We start from the raw sequence: 25,425 nt of genomic DNA, 5'->3' as shown, positions 1-25,425 counted from the left end.
GGTTGAGGCCGTCGACCTTGGCCTGGTCGATGTCGACGCAGACCACGTCGTGGCCGACGTCGGCCAGGCAGGTGCCGGTGACGAGGCCGACGTATCCAGTTCCAAAGATCGTTACTTGCACTTCAACACCTAGTAGGCAGCCTTGCCAATGAAACCCTTCACGACCGTCATCGCGATGATGCGAAGATCAAGCAACAGGGACCAGTTCTGCATGTAATGCAGGTCGTACTCCACACGCGCCGACATTTTGTCGACCGTGTCCGTTTCGCCGCGCAGGCCATTGACCTGCGCCCAGCCGGTGATTCCAGGCTTCACGCGATGCCGCTGCATGTAGTTCTGCACGATCACTTTGTAATGGTGGTTGTGCTCCACCGCATGCGGGCGCGGGCCCACGATGGACATCTTTCCCTGTAGCACGTTGATGAACTGCGGCAGCTCATCGAGGCTGGTGCGGCGCAGGAAGCTGCCAAATGCCGTGATCCGGGGATCGCGCTTGGTGGCCTGGGTCACCTGCCCCGCGTGCTCGGCATGGAGACGCATGCTGCGGAACTTCCAGACCTTGATGGTCTTGCCATCCAGGCCATGGCGCTTCTGCTTGAACAGCACCGGGCCCGGCGAGCTGAGCTTCACGCCAATGGCAATCAAGGCGAGCAAAGGGGCAATCAGTACCAGGATCAACGCGCCGAGCACGCGATCCTCCAGCCCCTTGACCATGCGCGCCTCACCATCGAGCGGACTCGCACGCAGATTGATCACCGGCAATCCCGCCATCTGCTCGACGGAGTGATTCAGCAGCTGCAGACCGAAGAGGTCTGGCACGAACTTGATGTCCGCGGTCGAGTGGTCCAGGTCCGTGATGATTCGATCGATTGCCGCCTGTTCGCTAACGGGCAATGCAATCCACACCTGACTGATGTGTTGCGACTCAACGTACGGCGCCAACGCGGCCAGATCACCCAGATGCGGCACACCGGCCAATGCAGGCTGAAGACCATCAGCCGTACTGAACCACCCACGGACTTCGATACCGGCCCAGCGCTGCCGTTCGAGGGTGCGCACGATATGTGCCGCGTCGGCGTTGGAGCCGATGACGACGGCCGTACGCACATCCAGTCCACGCTCGCGGACCCAGACGGCCGCATGGCGGCAGATGAGCCTGCCCGCGCCGGACGCCAGCACCGTGCCAACAAACCAGTAACCCCACCAGAGTCGCGAGGTGACGCCCTGCACCTTCAGCAGCGCGACGTAGAGGACACCGAGCACGAACACGACCGTCCACACGCCCGTCAGCTTGAACGCTTCGCCGACGGCACCAATGCCGCGCCAGCTGCGATACATCGAGAACGTACCCATCGACAGCATCGTGAACAGTACGCCGCGTGCGATTGCCTGCTGGAACTCCATCGGCATGCTCACCGTATCGAAGCGCAGCCAATACGCCACCATGCCAACCACAACGACGACCGAAACGTCGAAGATGCGCAGCATCAGCCCAAACAAGGCCGAGAACTTGTTCGACTGGGCGCGTTCAACGGCGTACTCGGCCCGGATCGGCGAGAACAGCATTGGGTTATCTCCTGTCATCGCGCGTCACTCGCGCTCGTCAGGAGGAAGGACAGCACCAGCGCGAATACCACCGCGACCGCATGGGTACGCAACGGGTAATCGACGAAGGAATGCGCCAACGGGACGAACGCGGCGATCGCCGCAGCACCGAGTATCGGCCCGTGAAAAGTGCGATCAATGAGATTTTTTCGTGTGACGCAGATCACAGTGACCAAAAGCGTCAGCAACAGGACGAATCCAGGCAGCCCTGCTTCGATCAGCGTTTCAAGAATGTCGTTATGGGCATGCAGCGCGAACACTTCCCGCATCGAACCGACAGGCTCGAACGGTGCATAGACAGACTTGAAACTGCCCCAGCCACTGCCAAGCGGCAGGTAGGCCTGTGCGGCGTCCCAGCCATAGCGCAGGTACTGCCAGCGCAGGTCTTGCAACGGGTCTTGCTGCAGGCGCTGGCTGATTCCATCCCAGGCGTAAACAGCAATGCCAGCAATGGCCACGGCGATGCTCGCCAGCGGCGCCCAGCGGCGGATGCGTCCCAGGTTCGAAGCAACGCCTGCGCGCGACGTGAGCAGCAACAATCCGGCGAGCGCAGCCGTGCAAGCGAGCGCCAACCCGGTGCGAGAAAAGCTCAAGGCTGCCGCAAGGAACAGCATTGCCGCCACGGAGTACCAAGCCAACGTAGCGGGCACGCGTCGCAGCGCCTGGCTCTGTACGCCCAGGGCGATCGCGAACGGAAGCAGCATCGCCATCAGGCAGGCGAAGTGGTTGCGGTTGGCAAACAGGCCAATCGCGCCAATGGGGTGGTGATAGTCGTAGAACCGCAGTTGCGAATAGGTGCCCGCGGCCGATTGCGCATAGCCGAGCAACGCGGTCAGCGTCGCCACGACAAGCGCGAGTTTGAGCAGTCGCAGGCGCGCTGCGTGGGTAAGCGTGCACGCCAGCGCCCAGAACGAGGTAAACACCATCATCGCCAACAGTGCGCGAACAGTTCCCCAGCGATCCAGTGTCAGCGGCAGCCAGCCATGCGGCTGTCCAGCCTGCGCCAGATCGGCCAGCACGGTTTCGCGACCAGGCAAGAGCGAATACAACGAAGGAGGCAGGGGCAGCAACTGCAGCGCGGCCAAGGCGATTGCGCCGACGCACACCAGCGCCATGGCGCGCTGCGCCCGCGAAGCAGGCGCCCACCGCCAGCGCATCGCAGCCAGCAGCAACGCCGGCAACGCAGCCAGGTGCACGACCAGATCCCCTGCACCACGTGATCCACCGCCCGCCAACAATGCGGCGCTCAGCAACAGCGCTGCGGCAAGTTCGGCGGCCGTATCAGGCGTCCCCTTGGCGCCTTTGAAACGCATCTCAACCTCGTTGACAGCAAACGGGCCGCACTCGGCGGCCCGTTGCCATCTATCTGCTTCTAATGGAATCGCGAGCCGGCTACCCGCGTTTGCGAAAAGCCGGCCTTGCCCTGATTACGGACTCGACGGCTTCGGCGGCTTCGGCGGAGTCGCTTCCGGCTTGTCGTCACCACCGCCACCACCGCCGGCCAGGGCCAGCGCGCCAGCGGCCACGGCGATGCCGGTGCCGACCATGGCGTAGTTGGTGTCGGCGCCGACCTTGCCCAGGGTCGGGCACTTGGCCGGTGCGGTGTCCTGCACGGTGTAGGTGCCGGTCACCTTGAGGGTGCAACCGTTGGAGTAGGTCACATACGCTTCACCGCCATTGACGTCAACAACGTCGCCGGCTTCGGCGCCGGAGCTGTTGGACTTCTCGATAGCGCGGCCGGCAACCTGCACGTCGCTGCCTTCAGAACGCACAAGCACCTTCGGCGACTGCGCCAGCGCACCACCGGCCAGGGTCAACGCAAACATTCCAACGATCAGCGACTTCATTGCAACTCCAGATCTACTTGATTGGGTCACGCCAGACCCCCTGGCGCACGCGTGAATTCTACGTGAAATTGTGCGAACGGTAACACTCCATTGGAGAGCCACCGTCGCATGACGCAGACCACACTGCGCCAGCATGACCAACAGTGACACTGAGCGTCACTGCTGGTCAGTACATCGCGAGACCGTTACGGGCTCGACGGCTTCGGCGGCTTCGGCGGTTCCTGCGCCGGCTTGTCACCACCACCGCCGCCACCAGCTGCCAGGCCAGCAATTGCAGCCACGCCCGCGCCGACGGCGAGGACCGTCGAGCTGGAGGCCTTGCTCTTCTTCGCCGGTGCCGCCGGCTTGGCCGGAGCTGCCTGCTCCTGCGGCTGAGCCTCGGCTGCCGGCTGCGCGGTCTGCGCGGATGCCGCGCCAAATGCAAAGACGGCAACCAGGCCGAACAGAATCTGCTTCATGTCGCTAGAACTCCCTGATCAACACAAAATGTGTCCACTGCAACAGCCTATTCGGCATGTGATGGGTTTGGCAATGTGACACGGTTGGGAAGTTTTCTCAGTTGCACATCGTCGACCCGTAAAACACCGCTTATCTGACGTTCGGCCATCGAGCGGCCGGTGTGACGAAGTGTCAGTTGTTGACCCTGGCAGTCAGGCGGTACATCGAAGTCTGCGCGAACAGTTTTCCAATGACCGTCACTGTTTGCTGGCAGATCCAGCTCGATCAGGGCCGGGCCGGAGTTGCACTGCACGAACCACGCGAAGCGGCGCGGTGAACCGGTGCGATCGTCCACCGCACTGCTGATTTCATAGCTGCCCGGAGCAAGCACGAGGCGCTGGCGCGGCCCAACGAACCGCACCGCACGACCACTGAAGTCCACCTGCAGGGACTGCTGCCCCTGGGCCGGATCGATTGCATCGAATGCAATGGTCACGCCCGGCTCTTCGTTCCACCGCCAGCCGAAGCCGTCGGTCTTGTCGATGCCCTCGAACCCTGCATCGAACAGCAAGCCGTCGAGCGCCCGGTCGGCCTCCGGCAACGACTGCAGCCAGATCTCGCGCGCATGCCCGGGCTCGCCGAGCGCAGTCAGTGCTTCAACGCGGGCGGCCAGTTCCGGCGCGGTCAGCGGTACTGCCTGCGTCAGCGCTGCGAGCAACGTTTCCGTTTGCGTGGCATCAGCGTGGCGCAGCACCGGCGCCAGCGACCCGCGCCACGGCGGATCCGCGGCGAGTGCCTTGACCAGTGCATCCAGCAGCTGCGGGTTCGCCACGTACGGCACCAGCGAAGCAAGCAGCGACTCGCGCATGTGGGGGGCGATGCGCAGCAGTGCGTCGACGTGGGTTACGCCCTCGCCCACCGCGCCCTGCTCGAACGAGGCGTCGATCAGCATTGCCTGGGCAATGTCGTCGCGCGGGTCCAGGCGGGCGGCGATGCGGTAGAGCTCGCCGGCCCGGTCGGGATTCGACTGCAGCGCGGCAGCCAGCCCGAGCATGCGGAACGCGCCGCCGTCGATGGGACGCTCCGCCAGGGTTTCGCGGGCGACCGACGTCAAGGCGTGAGCATCGTTGGCCAGGCCGCGGGCACTGGCGACGCGGCGGTCGGGCCCCTTTGGCGCGCCGACTTCCGCATCGACCTGGACCTGTTGCCAGGCCAACCAGGCTACCGCCACGACCGCCAGCAAACCTGCTCCCATGCGGAAGCGGCGTGCCAGCGGCCCTTCAGTCAGCCGAGCCACCGTAGGCATAGTAGGTGTAGCCGTAGCCTTCGCCCTTGCGCTTGTGGTCGAAGCGGGTCAGCACCGCGCCAAGCACGCGCGCACGCGCAGCCCGCAGGCGTTCCAGCGCCACCCGCAGGGCGTCGTTCCGGGTGTCTTCGGCGGCGGCCACCAGCATCGTGGCTTCCGCCTGGTTGGCAAGCAGCGGTGCATCGGCCAGGCCAAGCACCGGCGGGCCATCGAGGACCACCATGTCGAACTGCTCATGCAGCTGCGCGAGCAGCTTCGCCAGGCCATCGCCGGCCAGCAGCTCCGGCGGGTTCGGCGGCAGCGGGCCCGCAGTGATCACGCTCAGCTTTTCGTTCGGCAGCTGCTGCAGAACGTCGGCGAGTTCGCCGGCACCGGCCAGCAGGTTGGATAGACCACGCGCCGTCGACAGCCCCGTGACCTTGTGGACCGACGGGTTGCGCAGGTCGGCATCCACCAGCACCACGCGCTTGCCGAGCTGGGCGATGTTGCGCGCCAGTTCGTGCGCCGTGGTGCTCTTGCCTTCGGCCGGGCTGGCACTGGTGATCAGCAGGCTGCGCGGCAAGCCGTGCACCGTGGCGAATTGCAGCGCCGTGCGTACGGAGCGATAGGCTTCGGCAAACGGCGAGCGCAGGTCGGCGGCCGCCTGGGCAGGTGTGACGCCCTGTTCCAGGCGCGGGATGGCGCCCAGGACCGGCAGGCCGGTGATGGTCTCCAGCGCCTTCGGGTCGTGCACCGTGTTGTCCAGGTGGTGCAGGACGAACGCCAGCAGCACACCCAGGAAACCGCCCAGCAACAGGCCGACGGCCAGGTTCAGCAGCTTGCGCGGCGAGCTGGCCTTCTCGGGAGCGATGGCGCGGTCGATGACCGAAACGTTGTTCGCACCGACGCCGCCGGCCACGCCAATCTCCTTGTAGCGCTGCAGCAGCGCGTCATAGAGCTGGCGGTTGGTTTCGGCTTCGCGGCGCAGGATGTTGTACTGGATCGAGCGGCTCTGCAGGTCGAGCACGTCGCCCTTGAGGCCGGTGATGCGCTCGCGCAGCAGCGTTTCCTGCGCAAGTGCAGCGTCGTATTCGGAACGGATGGCGGCGCGGATGTTGCCCACTTCGACGTTGATCTGGCGGTCGGCCTCGTCGATCTGGTTCTTCAACTGCACCATGTTCGGGTAGTCGGCCTTGTACGTACCCAGGTTGTTCTGGTACTCGGCCATCAGCGTCGAACGCTGCTCGCGCAGCTTCTGGATCAGCTGGTTCGCCACCACTTGCGGCAGGCCCATGCCGTTGCCGATGCTGGCCTGTGCCCACATCGCCTCGGCCTTGATGCGCGAGCCCTGCGCGGCAGCGAGTGCGGCATTGAGGTCGCTGAGGTTCTGCGCGTCGAGCGAGGGCTTGTCGTCACCAACGGAGACGATGCGCTCGCTCTCGGAGAACGCGACCAGTTCCTTCTCGGAGTCCTCCAGCTTGCCCTTGAGCTGCGCCAGGCGCTCTTCCAGGTACTTCTTGGCGAACGACGACGCGTCGAAGCGACGCTCGATGTTGCTCTGGATGAAGCCGTCGGCGTAGGCGTTGGCGACGCGCGCGGCCAGCACCGGATCGGGCGAGTCGAAGTTGACCCGGACCAGGCGCGAGTTGCGGATCGGCTCGATGCTCAGCGACTCGAGCACGATCTCGATCATCGCCGCTTCGCGTGCCTGCTGCTTGGCGGACGCGGCCACGGCCTGGCCATTGGCCTTCTCGGCCAGGGCCTCGTCGACCTTGGCCATGTCCTTCTCGAACTCTTTGTTCGCGGGCAGGCGCAGGTCCTGGATGACGCGCCTTGCCAGCGAGCGGCTCTTCAGAAGCTCGTACTGGGTCTGGTAGAAGTCGCGGTCCATCGGCGATTCGGTCGGCTGCAGGCCTTCGAACGCCACGATCTTCATCGTGTCGCGCTCGATCTGCAGGGTCGAACCCGCGCGGTAGATCGGCGTCGCCAGCAGCGTGAAAACCAGCGTCAGGAACACCACCGCAAGCGCGGTGCCCACCACCCACCACTGCCGCTCGCGCAGGATGCGCCAGTACTCGAGCAGGTTGATCTCGTCGTCGTCGCGGCTTTCCTGGCGGAAAGACTCGATCGGCTCAACTACGGCGTTCAATTGTAGGACCTCCACACCGCGATGAACGGCGCCAGCTGGATCAACGTCCGCAGCGTCTGGCGGCCCATCGAGGTGTCGACCACGATGACGTCTTCGCCAAAAATCTGCGGATCGGGCTGCTCACCCTTCTCGATCGCGGCGACGTCGAAGCGCGCGTACTTGCGCTCCCCGCCGATGGTGCGGAACACCAGCACGTTGCGATGGCTGGCAACGTCGCTGAAGCCTTCGGCCAGGGCCAGGCTCTGCAGCAGGCTCAGGCGCGAGGTCATCGGGAAGATGCCCGGCTTCTTCACCGCGCCGCCCACGGTCACGCGCTGGCTCGAGAACTCCTTCACGAACACGGTCACCTGCGGGTTCTGCAGGTAGCGCGACTGGTAACGGCCGGCGATGTCCTGTTCGATCTCGCCCACGGTGCGGCCGGCGACGGGCACGGCGCCGATCAGCGGGAGGGCAATCTGCCCGGCGTTGTTGACCCGGACCTCGCGATTGAGGTCCTCGATCTGGAACACCGTCACGGCAAGCAGGTCGCTAGGGCCGATAAGATATTCGCTGCGGCCCATTGCCGCCGCGACCGGATCACCTTCCGGCAGCGTCGCTGCTTCTTCCTTGTTTGCACCCGAGCTGGTGCAGGCGCTAAGCAGCATCAGGCACACAAGCGCCCACACTCGAAAAACACTGAACAAGTGCCGTCCTCAAAAAATTGGATGCGAAAGCACGTACGGATTCGTACGGCTGCACATCGGAATTATGCCGCAGGTCCCAGTTTTCCCCGGACCTGTTGAACTAAGACTTTTCCTCACTTCCCCCGGATCGAGCGCAAAAAACGCCCGACGACGCCCTCGCCCGCCGACGCGGACGGGCCGCGAACCTGCGGCCTGAAGCCCGCCTGCCTGAACAACGGCGGCGGCAAATTCTCGGGTGCGACGTCATCGACGATCCCGCGCGTGCGGGTGTCGACCATGTGCACCGCTTCCTCCATTCCCACCAAGGCGGCCGCGGCCTCGCGGGCCTCGGCCAGCAACGGCGGCCGTCGAGTCGGGTGGTGGGCGTCGGTCGCGAGGATCATGCACAACCCCTCGCCGACGAAACGCTCGCCCCAGTACTTGACCCGCCGACCGTAGCGCCCGGTCATCGCCCCTGCCGTGATCTGCATCCAGGCCCCCCGCTCGGCAAGGCGCGCGAACACGTCGTAGTGCGTCTCCACCCAGGTCAGGCGCTCGGGATGGGTAATAACCGGTACCAGTCCGGCCGCCATCAGGTCGAACACCGCCTCCTCGAAGCGGGGCGGCGCGACGTGGTGCGGCGGCTCCAGCAGCAGGTAACGGGACCCGCCCAGGGTCGGCACGCGACCGCCGCGGATGCTCTCCAGCAGGTCCGGGGCCAGGTGGACGTCGGCACCTTCGACCAGGCGCAGTGCGATACCGCGCTCGTCCAGCTCGGCCTGGAACGCGGCGATCGCGGCACGGATGCCGTCCGCCGTGTTCTCGTACAAGCCGGGATAGATGTGCGGCGTGCAGGCCACGGTGACGATGCCGTCGGCCGCTGCCATGCGCGCCATCTCCAGTGCCATGTCGAGGTCTACCGCACCATCATCGATGGCCGGCAGCAGATGGCAATGTAGGTCGAACATGTTGCTCCCCCTGAGCAGAGCGCGGGAGTTTACTGGCAAAGCGTTCTGTTCCCCTGAACAAGCCGTGCCAGCCGCGATGTCACTTGCCCCCTTGCCAACACCGGGCGGCATTGGGGTATACTGCGCGCCCATTTCGGGCGGTTAGCTCAGCGGTAGAGCACTGCTTTCACACGGCAGGGGTCACAAGTTCGAAACTTGTACCGCCCACCATATTCGTCAACACCTTGGTAAGTATCGACCGCACGCCAGGCACTGTTGAACTCGAAGCATACGAACAACCCGCCCTGCGAAGGGCGGGTTTTTTGTTGCCTGGATGTCGCACGCAGCGGGCCTGGCAACGTGTCCGGCCCTACCCTTCCCGCGCGTTTGAACTGATGCAGGGATCCTGAAGAGGATGGGCAGTTGTGCTCACCTCCGGGGCGAAGGGTGAAGGACCAACCTCAGACCAACATCAGCCACAGAATCGCCATCGTCGGGCGCCTCGGCGTGTACCCGATGATCCGCCTCTCGCTGCCCGGGCGCCGTCTGTTGGCCTATCTCGCACTGCGCAGGCAGCCGGTCGCGCGCGGTCTGGCATCGGCACAGCTCTGGCCGGACGTGCCCGAAGAAACGGGACGGGCGAACCTGCGGCGTGCGCTGTGGCACGTGCCGCGCGGCTGGATCGAAACGATAGGCGATGAACTGGTGCTGCAGGCCGAGTCCGATCTCGAACTCGCACACCAGATCGCTGCGCGTGCGTTGGCCGGGGACTCTCTGGCCCTCGACGAAATCGCACTGCTGTCGAACGACATCCTGCCCGGATGGCACGAGGAATGGGTACTCGCGGAGCAGGACGCGTTCCACATGCTGCGCGTCCAGGCGCTGGAATCGGCCTGCCGGACCATGGCGGCATCGGGCCAGTTCGGCTTGGCCATTCAGGCCGGCGCTGCCGCCGTCGATGCCGAGCCGCTGCGCGAATCCGCTGCGGAAGCGTTGATCGACGCGCACCTCGTGCAGCGCAACCGTTACCAGGCGGTTCAATGCTTCCGCCTGCTTGCACAGCGCCTGGACGATGAACTGGGCGTAGAGCCGGACCCGCTGCTGGCCGCACGCGTGCTGGGCGCCGGCCTCGCCAATCGTCGGGCACGCTAGCACCACTTCCCTGCACTCCTGCCCGATCGGGGCAACGGGCATGCGTGGACGCAATGCGGACGCTTGCGCGACGCCGCCGTAACGAAGCCGCGCATGGAATGGGGGCGAACGCGCAACAGCCCTCGGATGCGGACGTGACGCATCCGGACACGTCCGGGGACGGCGCACATGGTCGACTGGCCCTGGAAGCCATCTGCTGGAGGCGCGTCATGTCGATCGAACAGGAAGGCTACGAACGCGAATGGACTGTTCAATCCGAACAGAACCCATTCGCCGAAGCTCCGGCGCCGGTGGCCAGCGTCGCGGCGGCGCAGGAAACCATGGCGTCGTTCAACGAAAGCTCGACGCCGTTCGCTGAAACGGCCGCAGGTTCGCTGTCGGAATCGGAGTCCGACCGGCTGTACGCGCAAGCGTTCGCCGAGCTGCGCGACGAGGCATTCGACGAGGCCGTCGCATTCCTGGCGCAGGAGACCGAGCAAGCGGTCTCCGACCGCTTCAGCGACGAGGCACCCTGGTCCGGCGCCGAGCGCGAGCGTTACGCGGATGCACAGCTGTCGGCAGTGAGGTTCGAGGCGCAGCAGTACCTGGAAGCGCTGGAATCCGGGCTCACGGGACAGGATCTCGAGTCGCTCGATGAAGCGCAGCTCGACCAGATGCTGGAGCGTTTCGATCCGCAGTCCGGCGAACTCACGCCGGCGGGTGAAGAGTTCATCGGCTCGCTGGTACGCAAAGCGAAAAGCGTGGTGAAGTTCGTCGCCAACACCGCGAAGTCGGCGGTCAAGACCGTAGGCAAGGTTGCCAGTGCGGTGCTCGGGCCGATCCTCAAGAAACTTCGCGGCCTGATCAATCCCCTGCTCAAGCGCGTGCTGTCGATCGCGATCGGCAAGCTCCCCGCGCCATTGCAGCCTGCCGCGCGCAAGCTGGCCGCACACTTCACTTCGGAAGCGTCGGAACACGAAGGCGGCCTTTACGAGGACGCGAATACCCCCGCCAATCTGACCGATGTGGAAACGCTGGCCGAGGACTTCGACGCCGCGCTGGCTGAAGCGATGGTCGCCGATCCTGCCGGCGAATTCGTCGGCGAATCCTTCGAAGAGTTCGAGGACGAATCGACGACGGACGGACGCGAGCTCGAACGCCTCGCCGAAGCACGCGGCGTGTTGATCGACCGCCTGCGCCAGGCCGGCGACGAGGAAGACCTCGCGCCGGCGGTGGAGCAGTTCGTGCCCGCGCTGCTGGGCGCGCTGCGAGTGGGCATCAACCTGGTCGGGCGGCCGAAGGTCGTGCGCTTCCTCGCCGGTTACCTCGGCCAGCTGATCAAGCGCTGGGTCGGCCCCAGCCTGTCGGGGCCGCTGTCGAATGCGATCGTCGACACCGGCCTGCGCCTGGTCATGCTGGAGGCCGGCGAAGACGCCAGCGAGGCCGGCAATGACGAGGCCGCCCCCATCGCCCTGGCCACGGTGATCGAAGACACCGTGCGGCGCCTCGCCGAAAGCGAGGACTACGTGCTCGAGAACGAGGACCTGATGCAGCTTGCCACCGCCAATGCGTTCGGCAAGTCGGTGGCGAGCCACATCCCGCAGCGCTTCGTGCGCCCTGCCCTTCGCCAGGCACCCTCGATCGGAGGCACGTTCGTCGCACGCCGTCCGCGCAGCGTGCGCACCTACCGCAAGTACAGCCGCACGCCGGAAGTGGAACTCACCGCCCAGATCGCCGACGCGCTGCCGACGTTCGGTGGAACCACCGTCGGCGCGGTGCTCCGCGCTGCAGGCGCGACCTTCCCGATCCGCGCGCGCATGCACATATATCAGTCGGCCACCGGCACCACGCTGCCGCGCATGATCCGCGTCGATCGCGGCAACGGCGGCGGGCGCGCACGCTTCGCTTCCTCGCAGGTGCACCCGCTGACTCCGCAAGCCGCCGGCCTGCTGCTGCGCGAGCCCAACCTTGGCGTGGCGATCGCACCGGCATTCCTGCGCTCGCGCAACCGCATCGCGGTCGGCCAGCGCTTCTACCTGCTCGAACCCATCGGTGCCGCCGGAGCGTTGGCGATGTCTGCTGCAGGTGGTGCCGCCGCCACGCGCCTGGCACCGAGCCGCGCCTGGACGGTCGTCAACCTTCGGCGCTCGAAGATCACGGTCGGCCTGTACCTGTCCGAGGCTGATGCGCAGACCGCCGCGGAAGGCATCCGCCAGGGTCGTGGCTCCGCCGCGCTCCTGCAGGCGCTGGCCAGCCTTTACAAGTCGGCCGCCCAGCCCACTGCCGCGGCACCGAACGGCCACGTGCGCGTCGTCCGCGAGGACAGCGAGGACCACGAAGAGCTCGCCCCGGCAGCGCCATCGCTGCCGCCGTCCACGATGGCACTGCTGCGGCAGCGGCTCGATGCCTGGGTGTTGCCGGCCCTGGCCAACTGGTCGCGCGACAACAGTGAAGCATTCGCGCGCGCCGCTGCGCATCCCGATCCCGGTGTCACGGTGCGCATCCGGCTCACCTCGGTACCCGGACTGGACGCGATCGGCTCGGCGAATGCCGCTGCGGTGAGCACAAAGAACGCACTGCAGGGCACGCCGTCCATTTCGATCAGCGTCACTTCGGGCAGGCGCCGCAAATGAGCCAGGTTGCGCCACTGGACCATGCCCTTGTCGTCGCGGACCTGGAGCGGCAGGTCGCGCATTGGCTGGCCGCTTCGCGCACGTTCCGCGATGCCGAGGAGTTCGCCTCGCTGGCGGCGTGGAAATCGGTCGAGCGCGAAACCGGTGCACCGCTGCGCAAGCAGCTGCACCAGGCCGTCGAGGAGCTCATCGCGCTTGGCGAGGCGACCACGGCACTGATTGCGAAAGCACGCAACGACCGTGCCCTCGTCGACCAGGCCAAAGCAGCCGTCCAGCGTTTCCGCCGCCGCTACGTGCAGGTGGACACGACCCTCGACTTCCTGGGCGACGCGGTCAACTCACGCACCAGCCCGCTGCTTTGCGCCGCGCTGACGACGCTGGACCGCCTCGCCGTGGCGAGCATGGCACCCGTGCTGCAGCGTGCCAACAAGCCTGTCCCGCGCGTGCTGGTTTACCAGGACAAGGGCACCGGCGCGTCGATCCTGCGCGCTGGTGTGCGGCTATGGGCACCCGGCACGATCATGCCGGTGGCGGCGGTCAAGATCGTGCGCCACAACCTCTACCGGCCGACGTCGTTGTTCCACGAGACCGGCCATCAGGTCGCGCATCTCACCGGGTGGGTGCCGTCCATGCGCGCATCGATCAACGACGCGCTCGCCGACGACCGGCAGCTGCAGGCGATGTGGACGCCGTGGGCATCCGAGATTGCCGCCGACGTCTACGCCTTCCTGCTCACCGGCTACGCCTCGGTCGCCGCGCTCTACGACGTGGTCGGCGATTCCGAGACGATCCTGCGCTGGCCGATCGGCGACCCGCATCCGATCGGATGGCTGCGGACCGCGCTGGGCTGCGCGTTCTCGACGCTGTGCTTCGGACCCTCCGGGCCCTGGGTGCAGCTGCTGCGCGCGATGCAGGCGCACCACCCGGCGTCGGCCGCCGACGACAGCGTGCAGCCGCTGCTCGCGCGTTCGCTGGCGGCCATGCCGAAGATCGCCGCGGCGTGCCTGGCGGCGCCGGTCCCGGCGCTTCAGAACCGGCCGATGACCGACGTCCTCGATCCGCAGCGCGTCTCGCCCAAAGCGTTGGCGCAGCTTGAAGCAAGCGCCGCGGCGGCGCTGTGGACTTCGCCGCATTGGCGCACCACGGAAGGTATCCGCATCGTCGCGCTGGCGGGCCTGCGCGAAGCCGAACAGCCCACGACCGCGTCGCTCTGGATCGATCGGGCGCGAACGTGGCTGACCACCGAACTGAAAGCCGCTTGATGAGACGAGGGTATTGACCATGGCAACCGACAAACACTCAGGCGCGAGCGGCCCAGCGCTCGAAGCACGCATCGCGGTTCTGGAGGAGCTGTTCGTCCGCCTGGCGCAGGCCGGCGCGACGGAATGCATCCTGGAGAACGGGTTCAAGACCCTCTCGGACCGGTTGCAGAGCATCGCCGACCAGATGGCGCCGCTGCGTTCACTTGGACCGGGCGAGCCGCAGGTCGCGGCGGAGGAAGACGATCGCCTCCGCAATCTCGAGGCCGCATTGATCTCGCCGCAGCGCACCGTCAAGCACTGGAATGGGACGCCCTCCGAGAGGCCGCGCAAGATGCTTCCGGACAGGCCTGTCGAAACGCTCTACGACACACACGAGCAGACCAACCAGCGGAGGACCGCGTCATGATCCGCCAGCTCGTCAATTACATCTTCGAGTTCGGGCACGCCGCATCGGGCGTAACGCAACTGAAGGACATGAATGCCGCCACCACGGCCGTGTTGACTGCCGATCCGCTCGACCTGACGCTCTACATCGAGCAGGTCTGGAACTCGTACAGTCCCACGGCCGGTCCGGCGCGCCGGGAACTGTGGAAGCTGGGGCGTTTCCAGGACATCCCGCCACCGGCGCCCATCGCACTGCCCAACCCTCCCGGCGATCCAGGCATTCCCAGCTGGGACCACCTGGCCTACAGCTACGTGCTCGAGAACACACGAGCGACCCAGATCCTGCGGCGTGTCGTGAGCCAGTACCGATCCGGCGAAAGCCTGGGCGTGCCCTCGCCGCAGACACGGCGCTGGCTGGAAAGCACCGAAGCCCTGCTGCATGGCGCGGCAAACCTGATCGCACCCTGGCTATCCACCAGCAGCGCCCGCAACGATTCGGAATACGTGCGTCGCAATGCCTACTGGCGCCTTCTCGGAATGGACCTGGCCCACGGCACGCCGGACAACGGCCCGGCGGAGTACGTCAAGGCGACGGCCGCCAATACCGACTTCGTGCGCTTGTTCGAAGAACTCCTGTACGAACTGTGGCGCGCGATCTCCAACATCAACAACCAGGTCGCAGGCAACGAGACCGACAAGGACCGCATCTTCCGCATCGCGCAGGAACTCCAGTACGTGCTTCGATCACGGCGCCTGGGCGAGATGCTCGATCGCGAGGAACTGGCGGCCGCCACGGTCCTTGGCTGGGTCGAGCTGACCGTGAGCAACGACAACTTCGTCGTCGCCGATCTCAAGGCGCAGTCCACGTCATCGGCGAACCGATTGAGGATGATCGGCAGCCGGGTGGGCTTGCCCGCGCACAGCAAGTCCGCCGCGTTGCTGTCCATGAGCGAACACATCTCCTTCCTGCTCAGGACGATCGAGTCCGCGGTGATCACCGAAAGCAACGTGACCATGCTGTACCAGCCCGGCACGGGCCTCGGCGAAGCCACGCGCCGCGTCATCACCGAGTGGTCCGCCGCCACCGGCAAGGACCTGAAGGCGCGTGCCAAGCCCGTGGACGTGAACCGTGCGCGGCTGGTCGCCGTGAAGTGATGCTCGAATTGCCGTAGGCGATGCCGTTGGAGAAATGGCCATGTCCGCTTCAGCCCCGATCGATCCGCACGACCCGCTTGGCCTCGATGCACCCTTCGCGGAAGGCGTCGATGAGGCGGACCGGTTCGGGGCCGCCCTGGCATGGACTGCCCAGGGCGAGTCGCCTTACGCGGAATCGCCTTACCTGGAATCGCCGTACGCGGAAGCAACGGACGAGGCCGAGGGCCGGACCGCGGATTCGCAATTGTTCGGCCCCACCGAAGAAAGCCTGGCCTGGCTCGACACCGAGTCAGAAGGTGGAGACACCCAGGCCCTCGCCGAGGACCTGGCATTGAATGGCGAGGACGCAACCGGGCTCGAGTACGCACGTGAATGGCAGTTCGATGCGAGCACGGGCGAAGCGGAATATCTCGATGACGAGGAGCGGGATGCGCAGGAGGCTTTTGTTGACAGCGCTCCGCAGTACGATTCCGAACAAACCGGGACCGCTGCGCCAGCCGTGGCACCCCTCTCCGGCCAGCAGCGCGCCTGGATCCTCGACACCGAACGCTCCGCCATCGAGCGATTGCCCGATGCGGCGACCCGGCAGCGCTTGCTGCAGCAGGACTGGTCGGGCATCGAGTTCCCGGGCAACGCCGCCAGGGACAGCGACCCCGCGGAGGTCCAGCGCCAGACAACGCTCGCGCGCGGACTGTTCGCGGCCATCGCCCGCATCGCGCCCGAGCGCCGTGTGCCGAGGACGATCCGCTTCCGCGATCGTCCCGCCCATCCCGTGCCGGGGCAGTCCGGCCACCGCCTCTATGCCGAAGCGCGGGATGCGTTCGTGCGCATGCGCGATGCCGCACAGAAGGACGGGGTGAAGCTTGCGATCTTGTCCTCGTGGCGCAGTCCTTCCCACCAGGCGAAGCTGAGCGCCAACCAGCGCAATCCCAATGCCGTGGCACGCGGTATCTCGGCGCACATGTACGGCCTGGCGATCGATCTGCGGATGAGCGTACCCGCACTGCTGGTGCTGGAAACCTGCACGCGAGGCTTCGAGAAGTGCACCAGTGCCGATCGCGCCAATCCCGCGAAGGCCGGCCTGCCGACGAAGATGGCCAACCTGGTGCGCATGTACCGCTCGCCGGTCTACAAGTGGATGCTGCTGCGCGCGCGTGATTTCGGCTGGTACCCCTATCGCAACGAACCGTGGCACTGGGAGTACAACCCTCCGGGCCTGAAAGCACGCTTCGAAGCCGATGTGGCGCAGGAATCCGAATCTGCCGGTGAAGACCCGTTCACCGAAGCGGAATTACAGGACCTCGACTACGAGTACGTCCCCCAGGGCGAGGCCCGCTGCAGTTGCCAGCATGAGGAAGAGACCGCCCCAAGCGGACAGTTGCGCACGTTCACCGCAAAGGCGCTGGGCGTGAAGGTCGCAGTGCTGGTCACAACGGCCGCGCAGGCCGCGCGTGAGGTCGAGATGCTGGTGTTCGCGCACGGACTGGACTTGTGCCGACCGCTGCGCAAGGACCGACCCGCGACATTCGTCACCGACCCGCCGTTCCGCCTCGGTCAACTGGTCGAAGCGTCCGGACGTCCAATCGTGCTGGTGGTTCCCTTCCTCGATTGGGAACGCCTGGAGGCCAATGGCATGGCCTTCGGCAAGAAATGGCACCGGCTGGCTGAACCCGCCGTGTTCAACCAGGTCGCAGAAGAAGTGCTCGAACAGGTTCGCAGCATGACGGGCAGCGCTGCCATGCCGACGTTGAAGCGCCTGATCCTGGCGGGACACTCGCGCGCCTACGGTTTCTTCGACGCCCTGGCGCACGCGCATGCGTCGCCGCAGATGCGCACGGGCGCACTGGGGCGTCCGCTGCACGTGTGGGCGCTGGACACGACCTACTCCGCCCCCCTCACCGACTGGAAGGCGTGGCTGCTATCGCGTGAGGACCTGCGCGCCACGGTGGTCTACCGCCACGGCACTTACCGGCTCAAAGGCTCCGATGTGAAGCACAAGCTGACCACCGGTGTGCGCGGGGAGTTGTTCGGCAAGCTGCGGGCAGTCGTCAACGGTCGACTGGAGGTGATGCCGGTGGCTGCGGACCACGTCTCACACTGCGCAATACCCGTGACTTACCTTCCACGCCTGCTCGCTGCGCTGCCGGCACCGACAACGCACGAAGCGTTCGAACGCGAAGCGACAGGCGAGTGGTCCGAGCTAGGCTTCGACGAAGACGAGGACGCAGTCCATCGCCCGGTTAGGGTCCCGGGCAACACCCATGCAGGAAACCAGCCCGCTCCAGCAAAGGTGCTTGGGCCGGGGCAGCTGCTTTCCGTGGGAAGCACCGGCTCGGCGGTATCCAGGCTCCAGCGCTTGCTCAACCTCCATCCACCGTCGAATCTGCCGGACCTCGCGATCGACGGTGTGTTCGGGGCCGCGACGCGCGCGCGCGTTCTGGAATTCCAGGGCAGCGCCGGCCTGGTGGCAGACGGCATCGCCGGCCCGCAAACGATGGACGCGCTCTGCCTCACGCTGCCCGAAATGGAGGAGCTGGCGCGAAGCTTCGGGGCAATCATCGCAACCCCACCCGAGGAATCGTCACGCCTGCAGGCCTACAACAGCCAGATCAGGAACAACATCCTGGCACTGACGCCGGTTGGGGCCGTGCAGGGCGTGGTGGTCGTCGGCATCGTCATCGCGATCCTGATCGTCTTCTATATCGCAATGCTCAATCTCCTCCCTGGTAGCCGCCGCGCGCATCGTGAGTTCGCGCAGAAGGTCGACCAGGAGCTCAACAAGTTGCGCGAAGCCCTCAACCTGCCCACTCCGATGGGGCTCATGTCGCGCGCAGTCGAGAGCATCCGCGAGATGGTCAAGGAGTTCATCGAAACCCTGAAGCGCAGTCGTCAGGATTGCGACCAGTCGCCAGAAGCGCTGCAGCGCTGCGCGAAGGAATCGATGGCCGTCGCCGTCGCGACACAATCCCTGTTGCACAAGCTCGGCGAGCTGACGTTCATCGGTGCACGGGGATTCAAGCTCAGCGATCTCGTTCGGGGAATCCTCGCCAGCTGCGCGGCGCTGGTCAAGGCCTATTCCGATCTCGGAAAGTGCCTCAACTGCGAAGAGATCATGTTCCTGGGACCGGGCCCGTCGGGCGAAGCGGACGAGGCGATATACGAGGAATCCGTGCGCGAGCAACTCGAACTGGAGTGTCCTGGCACGCGCACCAATCACCGCGTGCTGATTGCCACGCCATGGCAGTGCCAATACGGAATCCGTCGGCTGGAGAACGTGGGCACGTGTCCGGTCTTCCTGTTGCCGATGGGTGCGGACGGCGCTCCGTTGCCCAACACGCACCACCCGAAGCTCGAGCCGGGCGACACCATCGCCCATTACATTCCTCCGCAAGGGACGCACCGCCTGAGCGCGGTGTGTTCGAACGGGTGCAACGGCCCGGGGCGGCTCCAGTACGAAGCCCCGAACGCCTGAAGCGCCGCTTGCGCCGACCCAGGACATCCAGCGATGCGCGACGAGTTCCTCAAGGTCAGGACCGGACCACACGGCACCAAGCTACGGCAGGTGGCGATGTTCGACGCCTGCACCGGCCGGTGGCTCGGCTCGTTCACCACCGGCGCGCGCACCGTGATGCTGCGTGGCCCCCTACGCACCTTCCGCGAGAACGAGCATGCCGTCCGGCATGCGTTCTGGGTGCGCACGTGCCCACAGCCATTCGACGAGCAGGACTTCGACCCGCGATGGCTGGCCCGTGCTCTCGAGGCAAACGAGCGCGCGGAGCCCGACATCCTGGCCCTGGCGATGCAGTACCTCGCCGGCCACGCACCGATCCTCGGCGACGGCGACCCTTTGCTGCAGATCGCCGGCGATGCCAGTTACGGCCCCGTCTCGGGCGACAGCCGCGAGGAAGGGTCCGACTTCAACGATTACCTCGGCGTCGCATGGACCTACGTCGACGAAGCGCCGGACCCGCCGGAGACGCGCCAGTTCCGCTGCCTCGACTGCTCGGGCTACGTGCGCATGGTCTTCGGCTACCGTCGCAATCTGTCGGGGCCGCATCCCGGGCAGATAGAGCTGAGTCGAGCCCCGCGCAAGGACAGGTCCACGATCCCGCGGCGGGCGCACGAAATGGCGAGCCACGCACCTGGCGTGCTCGTCGTCGCACCTTCGGAGCGTGCGACCGCGCCCTACTCCCGCCTGGCCGCCGGCGACCTGGTGTTCTTCGATGCCGACAGCGGTGACGGCCCGCAGGTCGACCACGTTGGGATCTACGTCGGGCGCGACACGCGGGGCCATCACCGCTTCGTTTCCAGTCGCAAGCGGGCCGACGGCCCGACCATGGGCGACCTCGGCGGCCGTTCGATCCTGGATGGCGATGGCCTGTATGCGCGCGCGTTCGCCGCCGCGCGTCGCTTGTAGTGCTGCGTGATTATCCGGAGGTGAGCCATGACCAGCCCGATGAAAGGCACCCCTGACGCTTTCGACAAACTGGGCCTGGAGGCACCGTTCACCGAAGGACTCGGCAGTGAGGCGACGTGGTCGTCGGAATACGAGGCAGGCGACACCGAAAGCGAATGGAACGAGGACGCCGGCGAGGCGGACACTGTGGCCGCCGAAAGCGCACTCGATGAGAACAACGAAGTGGTCTGGCTGACGAGCGAGGACACCGAAGCGCTCGACGAAGCCGACGCGATGGTAGCCGGGGACAGCGGCGAAGCCATGGACGAAGACAATGCGTTCGCAGCCGACGAGGCCGATGAAGCGGTCCGGGCCTACGAGTGGGAGTCGGTGCTGCCCGAAGCGCTCGATCCGTCGTTGGAGTTCACCCTGTCCACGGATTTCGAGGACCTGGTTGGCCAGCCGGCGAAGAAGCCGGTCGAGGAAACCCGCGAGGCGCCGCGACTGCTGGTCGTCGACGAACGCGGCCAGCCGATCACCGAGGGCGAGTACGTCTTCCACCAGGGTCCGCAGCCGCATCGCGGCAAGTTTTCCGCGGAACAGGCCGGTCGCGCATACCTGGGCAGCATCGATCCGGCCCGGCCGTTCGTGTTCGAAGTGCGCGATCGCGTGTCCGCCATCCGCGCCGGCGCGTATATCGACCCGGACGATCCGAAGATCGAGTACGGCGGAACCTGGTTCGACTGGTCGCTGGTGCGAGACGGCAAGGACCCCGAGAAGAGCTTCTGGCCGCACTACCAGCGCGAGATGGACGCCGCTTTCGAGGCCGAGGCCCGCGAAGAAACCATCCAGCGGCGGATGGACCGCTTCCTGCAGCACGAGCACATCACGCGGCGGCCCGTGCGCATCGCCAAGTCGTACCTGTCGCAACTGGGAAAGCTGCGCATCTGTGCCGTGCCGGCGCGCATCCGCGTCGGGCCGTTCGTGCGCTACGCCGACCACGAACGCGCGGTGATCTGGCTGGAGACCGTGTCGCCGTGCATGGTGCGCGTGCGCTGCCGGGAATCGGGCACGGACGCCGGGCGTCCGCACCACGCCTCCACGGTGCGCGTGGGAGGGCGGCACTTCGCCGCGGTGGAGATCACCGGCCTCAGGGAACACACCTTCCACGACTACACGGTGGAGCTGGCACCCTTGCCCCACGCCGCCAAGATTCCCGTCGCACCAGCGGACTTCGACGGCGACGTCTTCCCGAAGCTTTCGGGCGCGGTCTCGGCGGACATGAAGCGGCAGTGCGCGTGCGCGTCGTTGGCTGGCACCGAGTGGCTGACGTTGCGCACGCTGCGCGCCACCTACCCCGACCGGCTTCGCTTCGCGACGGGTTCGTGCCGTTGGTACCCCGGCGACACGAAAGGCGGCAAAGACTGGAAGCCGGACATGTTGCACGGCCTGGGCGACTGGCTCCGGGCGAATGCGAAGGCCAGGGAGACATGGCCGTCGTTCCTGTTCTTCGGCGGCGACCAGATCTATGCCGACGAGATCGGCGACGACCACGGCGACATGCTGGTGCAGGGGCGTTTCGCTTCGCGGATACCGGGACCCGTGGACCCGACTGCGTCCGCGCGCGGAAAGCTCGTCGACGGCGCGTGGGCCGGGCGCTTCGCGCACCGGTATAAGGCCTACCGCGAACCGCCGGCGAGCCAATACGAGCGCACGCGCCAGAACCTGGCGTCGCTGGAGGAGCTGTACCGCAAGTACCCCGACATCCGTCGCATCTACCACCGCTTTCCGGAGACGGGCACCAAGGAGAGCCGCGAACTCGCGTTCGAGCTGATGAGTGCGCTTACCCGCGCGCTCGGCGGCAAGGTCAACGACCAGAAGGTCTCCGACAAGGCCAAGAGCATCCTGCGGACCGTCGACAAGCTGAACCTGGAAAGCGGATCGTTCCGCGCGTTCGTGCCGCACTGGAACGCCGGCGCCAGCGTGGCCGTCAGGCGCAACCCGATGGGGCGTCGCTACCTGGCACACAACTTCCTGCTCTGGAACGTTCCCGACTTCGACGAGTGGCTGCCGACCGTCCTCGACAGCGGCAACCTTCCGGTCGTGCAGCCAAACGCGCGCGGACACCAGACCGTTGCCGAAGGCCGGCACGCGGCGGACTTCGCCGAGTACGCCTACCTGTACGAACGGGCGTGGACCACCTCGCGCAGCGTGCGCGCACTGCTCGCGCACGTGCCCACCTTCCTCATGCTCGACGACCACGAGGTCACCGACGACTGGAACTTCGACGCATCCTGGGCGCGGCGGCTGCACAATCCCAAGGACGCGCTGCGGATGTGGCCAAAGACCATGACCGATGCACTTGCGGCGTACTGGGTCTACCAGGGGTGGTGCAACAAGGCGCAGGGCGCAAACGCGAAGTCGCGATGGGCTGCCGGGGACCCGCGCATGCAGGCCATGGCCACTGCTCAGCGCAACGGGATCGACGCACTTCCGGCATTGCGCAAGTGCATCCACGACGCCTGCCTGATGCCGGTTCCACCTGCGCCGCCAAGCGATCCGAAGGATCTGCGCAATCCCAGGCACGCCTACCAGACCGGCCTTGGCCTGGACTGGCATTACCGACTGCCGTTCGACCCGCCGTTCCTCGTGCCCGACTGCAGGACGCGCAAGCGCATGGTGCCGGCCGACGACGATATCCGGATCATCGATCACGACGATCCGGCCCGGGCGCCGCAGTCGCAGACCATCGACGATGCCCAGCTGGAGTGGATGCGCAATGTGCTGCTGGCGTGGCGCGGTGGACCAGTGGCGTTCATCGCACCGTCCACGCCGCTGCTGCTGCAGAAGAAGGTGATGGACATCATGATGAAGCCGGAAACCGCATCGGGCGCCTGGGGCACCGACGACGCGGGCTACGCCGTGGCGACGGCGCTGGATTCGACCAGGCTCGGCTTCGGCTCGAACCGGCTGCTGCGCGTGTTCCGCCGCGCAACCGACCTGGAGCACATGATCCGTGACCGCAACTGGCGCGACCTGTGGGGCATCGCCGATGCGATGCGCAAGGCACAAAGTCCGGTGAAGACCCTGGTGCTGGTGTCCGGCGACGTGCACCACAACTACGCGATGACCGGCAACCTCCCTGGCAGCGGACGTCCCAAGCCCGAATTGCTGCAGATCACCTGTTCCGGACTGCAGACCACGATCCGCCAGTCGACCAAGGAGTCGCTGGCCGCGACACTGGGCTTGCGCCCGTTCGACGTCGGCAAGGTCCACCTGACCCCGGGTTTCCTGCAGAAGAACGGCACCGGTCCGTCCGCGCTGGCGCTCTACGAGAACGCAGTGGCGATGGTCGATGTCAGCATGAAGCCGGAGGTGGCGGTCACCGTCACCTACCTGTCCGGCGAGACGAACCACGTATTCCGATACACTTCTGCCGCCGCCTATCTGCGGAACGGCGAATCGGTGTATTCGCCGTGGCATGCCGGAAAATGACACGCATGAACGACACCCGCCTCTACCACAACCCGCGCTGCTCCAAATCGCGTGGCGCACTTGAGCTGTTGCGTGAGCACGGCATCGAGCCGGTGGTGGTGCCGTACCTCGAAGCCCCACCGTCGGCGGCCGAACTGCGCGACCTGCTCAAGCTGCTGGGCGTGCCCGCGCGCGCCCTGCTCCGCACTGGCGAGGACGAATATGCCGCGCTGGGCCTGGAAGACGAGTCGCTCGCCGAATCGGCATTGATCGACGCGATGGTGGCGCACCCGCGCCTGATCGAACGACCGATCCTGGTCCACGGTGGCCGCGCCGTGATTGGCCGGCCGCCGGAGCGCGTGCTCGAACTGCTGGACTGACGCGGCGACGCAAGCCGCTCAGAGCGACTTGCTGCCCCACATCGACTCGACCACCGAAGGCGCGGCGAAGCTGTCGCTGCGCGCGCTCGCCCAGAACGCCTGGAATACCGCGTGCTCCGGGATCCGCGCCACCAGCTCGCCCGGCCGCAGGAAGGTATAGAGCGCCGCGAGCGAACGAACCTCGATCGGCGACACGCGACGCAGGATGTGTTCCGGCCCCAGTTGCTGCGGATGCTCCAGCCCCGACGCACACAGCAGGTCGCGCAGCGCCTTGAGCGTGTTCTGCTGGAAGGCTGCCACGCGCGTGGCCTTGTCGGGGACATCGAGGTTGCGCCAGCGGCGCGGGTCCTGCGTCGCCACGCCGGTGGGGCAACGATCGGTGTGGCAGCTCTGCGACTGGATGCAACCCAGCGCGAACATGAAACCGCGCGCGGCATTGCACCAGTCCGCGCCCATCGCCATGGTGCGGGCGATGTCGAACGCACTGGTGATGCGGCCCGCTGCACCGATGCGGATGCGCCCGCGCAGGTTCAATCCGACCAGGGTGTTGTGCACCAGCATCAGCGCCTCGTGCATCGGCACGCCGACGTGGTCGATGAACTCGGCCGGTGCTGCGCCGGTGCCACCTTCCGCACCATCGACGACGATGAAGTCCGGCAGCAGGTCGCTCTCTACCATGGCCTTGGCGATGCCGAACCACTCCCACGGGTGGCCGATCGCCAGCTTGAATCCCACCGGCTTGCCGCCCGACAGCTCGCGCAGGTGCGCAACGAACTGCAGCAGTCCAAGCGGCGTGTGGAACGCGCTGTGTGCGGCCGGCGAGACGCAGTCGACGCCCATCGGCACGCCACGGAACTGCGAGATCTCGGCCGTGACCTTGGCTGCCGGCAGCACGCCGCCGTGGCCCGGCTTGGCGCCTTGCGACAGCTTGATCTCGATCATCTTGACCTGCGGGTCGGCGGCGCACGCCGTGAAGCGCTCGGGGCTGAAGGTGCCGTCATCGTTGCGGCAGCCGAAGTAGCCCGAACCGATTTCCCAGACCAGGTCGCCACCATTCTCGCGGTGATACGACGAAATCGAGCCCTCGCCGGTGTCGTGGTAGAAGCCGCCCAGCTTCGCGCCGCGGTTGAGCGCGCGGATGGCGTTGGCCGACAGCGAGCCGAAACTCATCGCCGAGATGTTGAACACGCTGGCCGAGTACGGCTGCGATGCACTGCCCTCGCCCACCATGACGCGGAAGTCGTGCGAACCGTGCGGCTTCGGCGCCAGCGAGTGGTTGATCCACTCGTAGTCGACGCCGTACACGTCCTGCTGCGAACCGAACGGCCGCACATCGCTGACCGACTTGGCGCGCTGGTAAACCAGACTGCGCTCCTGGCGCGAGAACGGAACCTCGGCGATGTCGGACTCGATGAAGTACTGCCGAATCTCCGGCCCGATGGATTCCAGGCCGTAACGGAAGTGCGCCAGCAGCGGGTAGTTGCGCCGAAGCACGCTGCGAGTCTGCAGCAGGTCCCAGGTGCCGAGCGCGGCCAGCAGGCCGAACCCGGCCGCGCCCCACAGCCACGCCGGGTGCCATAGCCCGACAGTCAGTGCCGCGAGCGTTGCAAGGACACTGGCGATATAGAGCGAGTAGCGCATGTGCAGGCAACCGGCGCAGAGCGATGGCCAGAGCAT

General features: G+C 66.3%; 19 protein-coding genes and 1 tRNA gene. 10 read left to right on the top strand and 10 right to left on the bottom strand.

The window, feature by feature from the left end; all coding sequences use genetic code 11:
• The 9 genes from ACFOPO_RS17425 to ACFOPO_RS17385 form a co-directional block, all read right to left on the bottom strand.
• Positions 1 to 121, bottom strand: a 121-nt coding sequence (locus ACFOPO_RS17425) for a hypothetical protein (RefSeq protein ID WP_386704895.1), incomplete at its 3' end; no start/stop codon positions are given.
• An 8-nt stretch (positions 122 to 129) separates the two neighbouring features.
• On the bottom strand, positions 130 to 1,566 hold the full coding sequence (locus ACFOPO_RS17420) for an undecaprenyl-phosphate glucose phosphotransferase (RefSeq protein ID WP_386704885.1): 1,437 nt from the start codon (positions 1,564 to 1,566) through the stop codon (positions 130 to 132).
• A 14-nt stretch (positions 1,567 to 1,580) separates the two neighbouring features.
• Entirely contained in the window at positions 1,581 to 2,918 is a 1,338-nt protein-coding gene (locus tag ACFOPO_RS17415) for an O-antigen ligase family protein (protein WP_386704883.1), read from the bottom strand.
• A gap of 114 nt (positions 2,919 to 3,032) precedes the next feature.
• Entirely contained in the window at positions 3,033 to 3,452 is a 420-nt protein-coding gene (locus ACFOPO_RS17410) for a hypothetical protein (protein ID WP_386704881.1), read from the bottom strand.
• Positions 3,453 to 3,637: 185 nt separating this feature from the next.
• Positions 3,638 to 3,910: a hypothetical protein gene (locus ACFOPO_RS17405; RefSeq protein WP_386704879.1), complete on the bottom strand. Its 273-nt coding sequence runs from the start codon at positions 3,908 to 3,910 to the stop codon at positions 3,638 to 3,640.
• Between the two features lie 47 nt (positions 3,911 to 3,957).
• Entirely contained in the window at positions 3,958 to 5,133 is a 1,176-nt protein-coding gene (locus ACFOPO_RS17400) for a tetratricopeptide repeat protein (RefSeq protein WP_386704878.1), read from the bottom strand.
• A 37-nt stretch (positions 5,134 to 5,170) separates the two neighbouring features.
• On the bottom strand, positions 5,171 to 7,324 hold the full coding sequence (locus ACFOPO_RS17395; protein ID WP_386704876.1) for a GumC family protein: 2,154 nt from the start codon (positions 7,322 to 7,324) through the stop codon (positions 5,171 to 5,173).
• A complete protein-coding gene (locus tag ACFOPO_RS17390; RefSeq protein ID WP_386704875.1) occupies positions 7,321 to 7,968 on the bottom strand; it encodes a polysaccharide biosynthesis/export family protein in 648 nt (215 codons plus the stop codon). Before ACFOPO_RS17390 ends, ACFOPO_RS17395 begins: the two co-directional genes overlap by 4 nt.
• Before the next feature lie 152 nt (positions 7,969 to 8,120).
• Entirely contained in the window at positions 8,121 to 8,954 is an 834-nt protein-coding gene (locus ACFOPO_RS17385; RefSeq protein WP_386704873.1) for a tyrosine-protein phosphatase, read from the bottom strand.
• 135 nt (positions 8,955 to 9,089) lie between these two features.
• On the opposite strand from ACFOPO_RS17385, the gene ACFOPO_RS17380 reads away from it, so the two are divergent.
• The 10 genes from ACFOPO_RS17380 to arsC all read left to right on the top strand — a co-directional run bounded on the left by ACFOPO_RS17380 (position 9,090) and on the right by arsC (position 23,748).
• A tRNA-Val gene (locus ACFOPO_RS17380) sits at positions 9,090 to 9,164 on the top strand.
• 216 nt (positions 9,165 to 9,380) lie between these two features.
• Entirely contained in the window at positions 9,381 to 10,085 is a 705-nt protein-coding gene (locus ACFOPO_RS17375) for a BTAD domain-containing putative transcriptional regulator (RefSeq protein ID WP_386704871.1), read from the top strand.
• A 209-nt stretch (positions 10,086 to 10,294) separates the two neighbouring features.
• Positions 10,295 to 12,697 (top strand): hypothetical protein, encoded by a 2,403-nt coding sequence (locus tag ACFOPO_RS17370; protein ID WP_386704869.1) that lies wholly within the window; start codon positions 10,295 to 10,297, stop codon positions 12,695 to 12,697.
• The gene (locus ACFOPO_RS17365) at positions 12,694 to 13,959 is read left to right on the top strand and encodes a hypothetical protein (protein ID WP_386704867.1); all 1,266 of its coding nucleotides are present in this window, start codon (positions 12,694 to 12,696) and stop codon (positions 13,957 to 13,959) included. Before ACFOPO_RS17370 ends, ACFOPO_RS17365 begins: the two co-directional genes overlap by 4 nt.
• Positions 13,960 to 13,978: 19 nt before the next feature.
• Positions 13,979 to 14,365 carry a hypothetical protein gene (locus tag ACFOPO_RS17360; protein WP_386704865.1) on the top strand — a complete coding sequence of 129 codons (387 nt, stop codon included), beginning with the start codon at positions 13,979 to 13,981 and terminating at the stop codon, positions 14,363 to 14,365.
• Complete coding sequence (locus tag ACFOPO_RS17355) at positions 14,362 to 15,498, top strand: hypothetical protein (RefSeq protein ID WP_386704864.1); 1,137 nt, start codon at positions 14,362 to 14,364, stop codon at positions 15,496 to 15,498. The genes ACFOPO_RS17360 and ACFOPO_RS17355 overlap by 4 nt, the downstream gene beginning before the upstream one ends.
• Before the next feature lie 40 nt (positions 15,499 to 15,538).
• Complete coding sequence (locus ACFOPO_RS17350) at positions 15,539 to 18,970, top strand: peptidoglycan-binding protein (protein ID WP_386704862.1); 3,432 nt, start codon at positions 15,539 to 15,541, stop codon at positions 18,968 to 18,970.
• A gap of 33 nt (positions 18,971 to 19,003) precedes the next feature.
• Positions 19,004 to 19,915, top strand: coding sequence for an NlpC/P60 family protein (locus ACFOPO_RS17345; RefSeq protein WP_386704860.1), 912 nt, complete (start codon positions 19,004 to 19,006; stop codon positions 19,913 to 19,915).
• Between the two features lie 27 nt (positions 19,916 to 19,942).
• Positions 19,943 to 23,389, top strand: a complete 3,447-nt coding sequence (locus tag ACFOPO_RS17340) for a hypothetical protein (RefSeq protein WP_386704858.1) — start codon at positions 19,943 to 19,945, stop codon at positions 23,387 to 23,389.
• A 5-nt stretch (positions 23,390 to 23,394) separates the two neighbouring features.
• Entirely contained in the window at positions 23,395 to 23,748 is a 354-nt protein-coding gene (gene arsC, locus ACFOPO_RS17335; protein ID WP_386704856.1) for an arsenate reductase (glutaredoxin), read from the top strand.
• A gap of 18 nt (positions 23,749 to 23,766) precedes the next feature.
• Here arsC and ACFOPO_RS17330 read toward each other — a convergent pair whose 3' ends face one another.
• Entirely contained in the window at positions 23,767 to 25,425 is a 1,659-nt protein-coding gene (locus ACFOPO_RS17330) for an FMN-binding glutamate synthase family protein (protein WP_386704854.1), read from the bottom strand.

Source organism: Lysobacter sp. GCM10012299 (assembly GCF_042649405.1).
Classification (GTDB): domain Bacteria; phylum Pseudomonadota; class Gammaproteobacteria; order Xanthomonadales; family Xanthomonadaceae; genus Lysobacter_J.
Note: the sequence above shows the minus strand (reverse complement) of the source record. Positions and strands in the feature narration are given on the sequence as shown.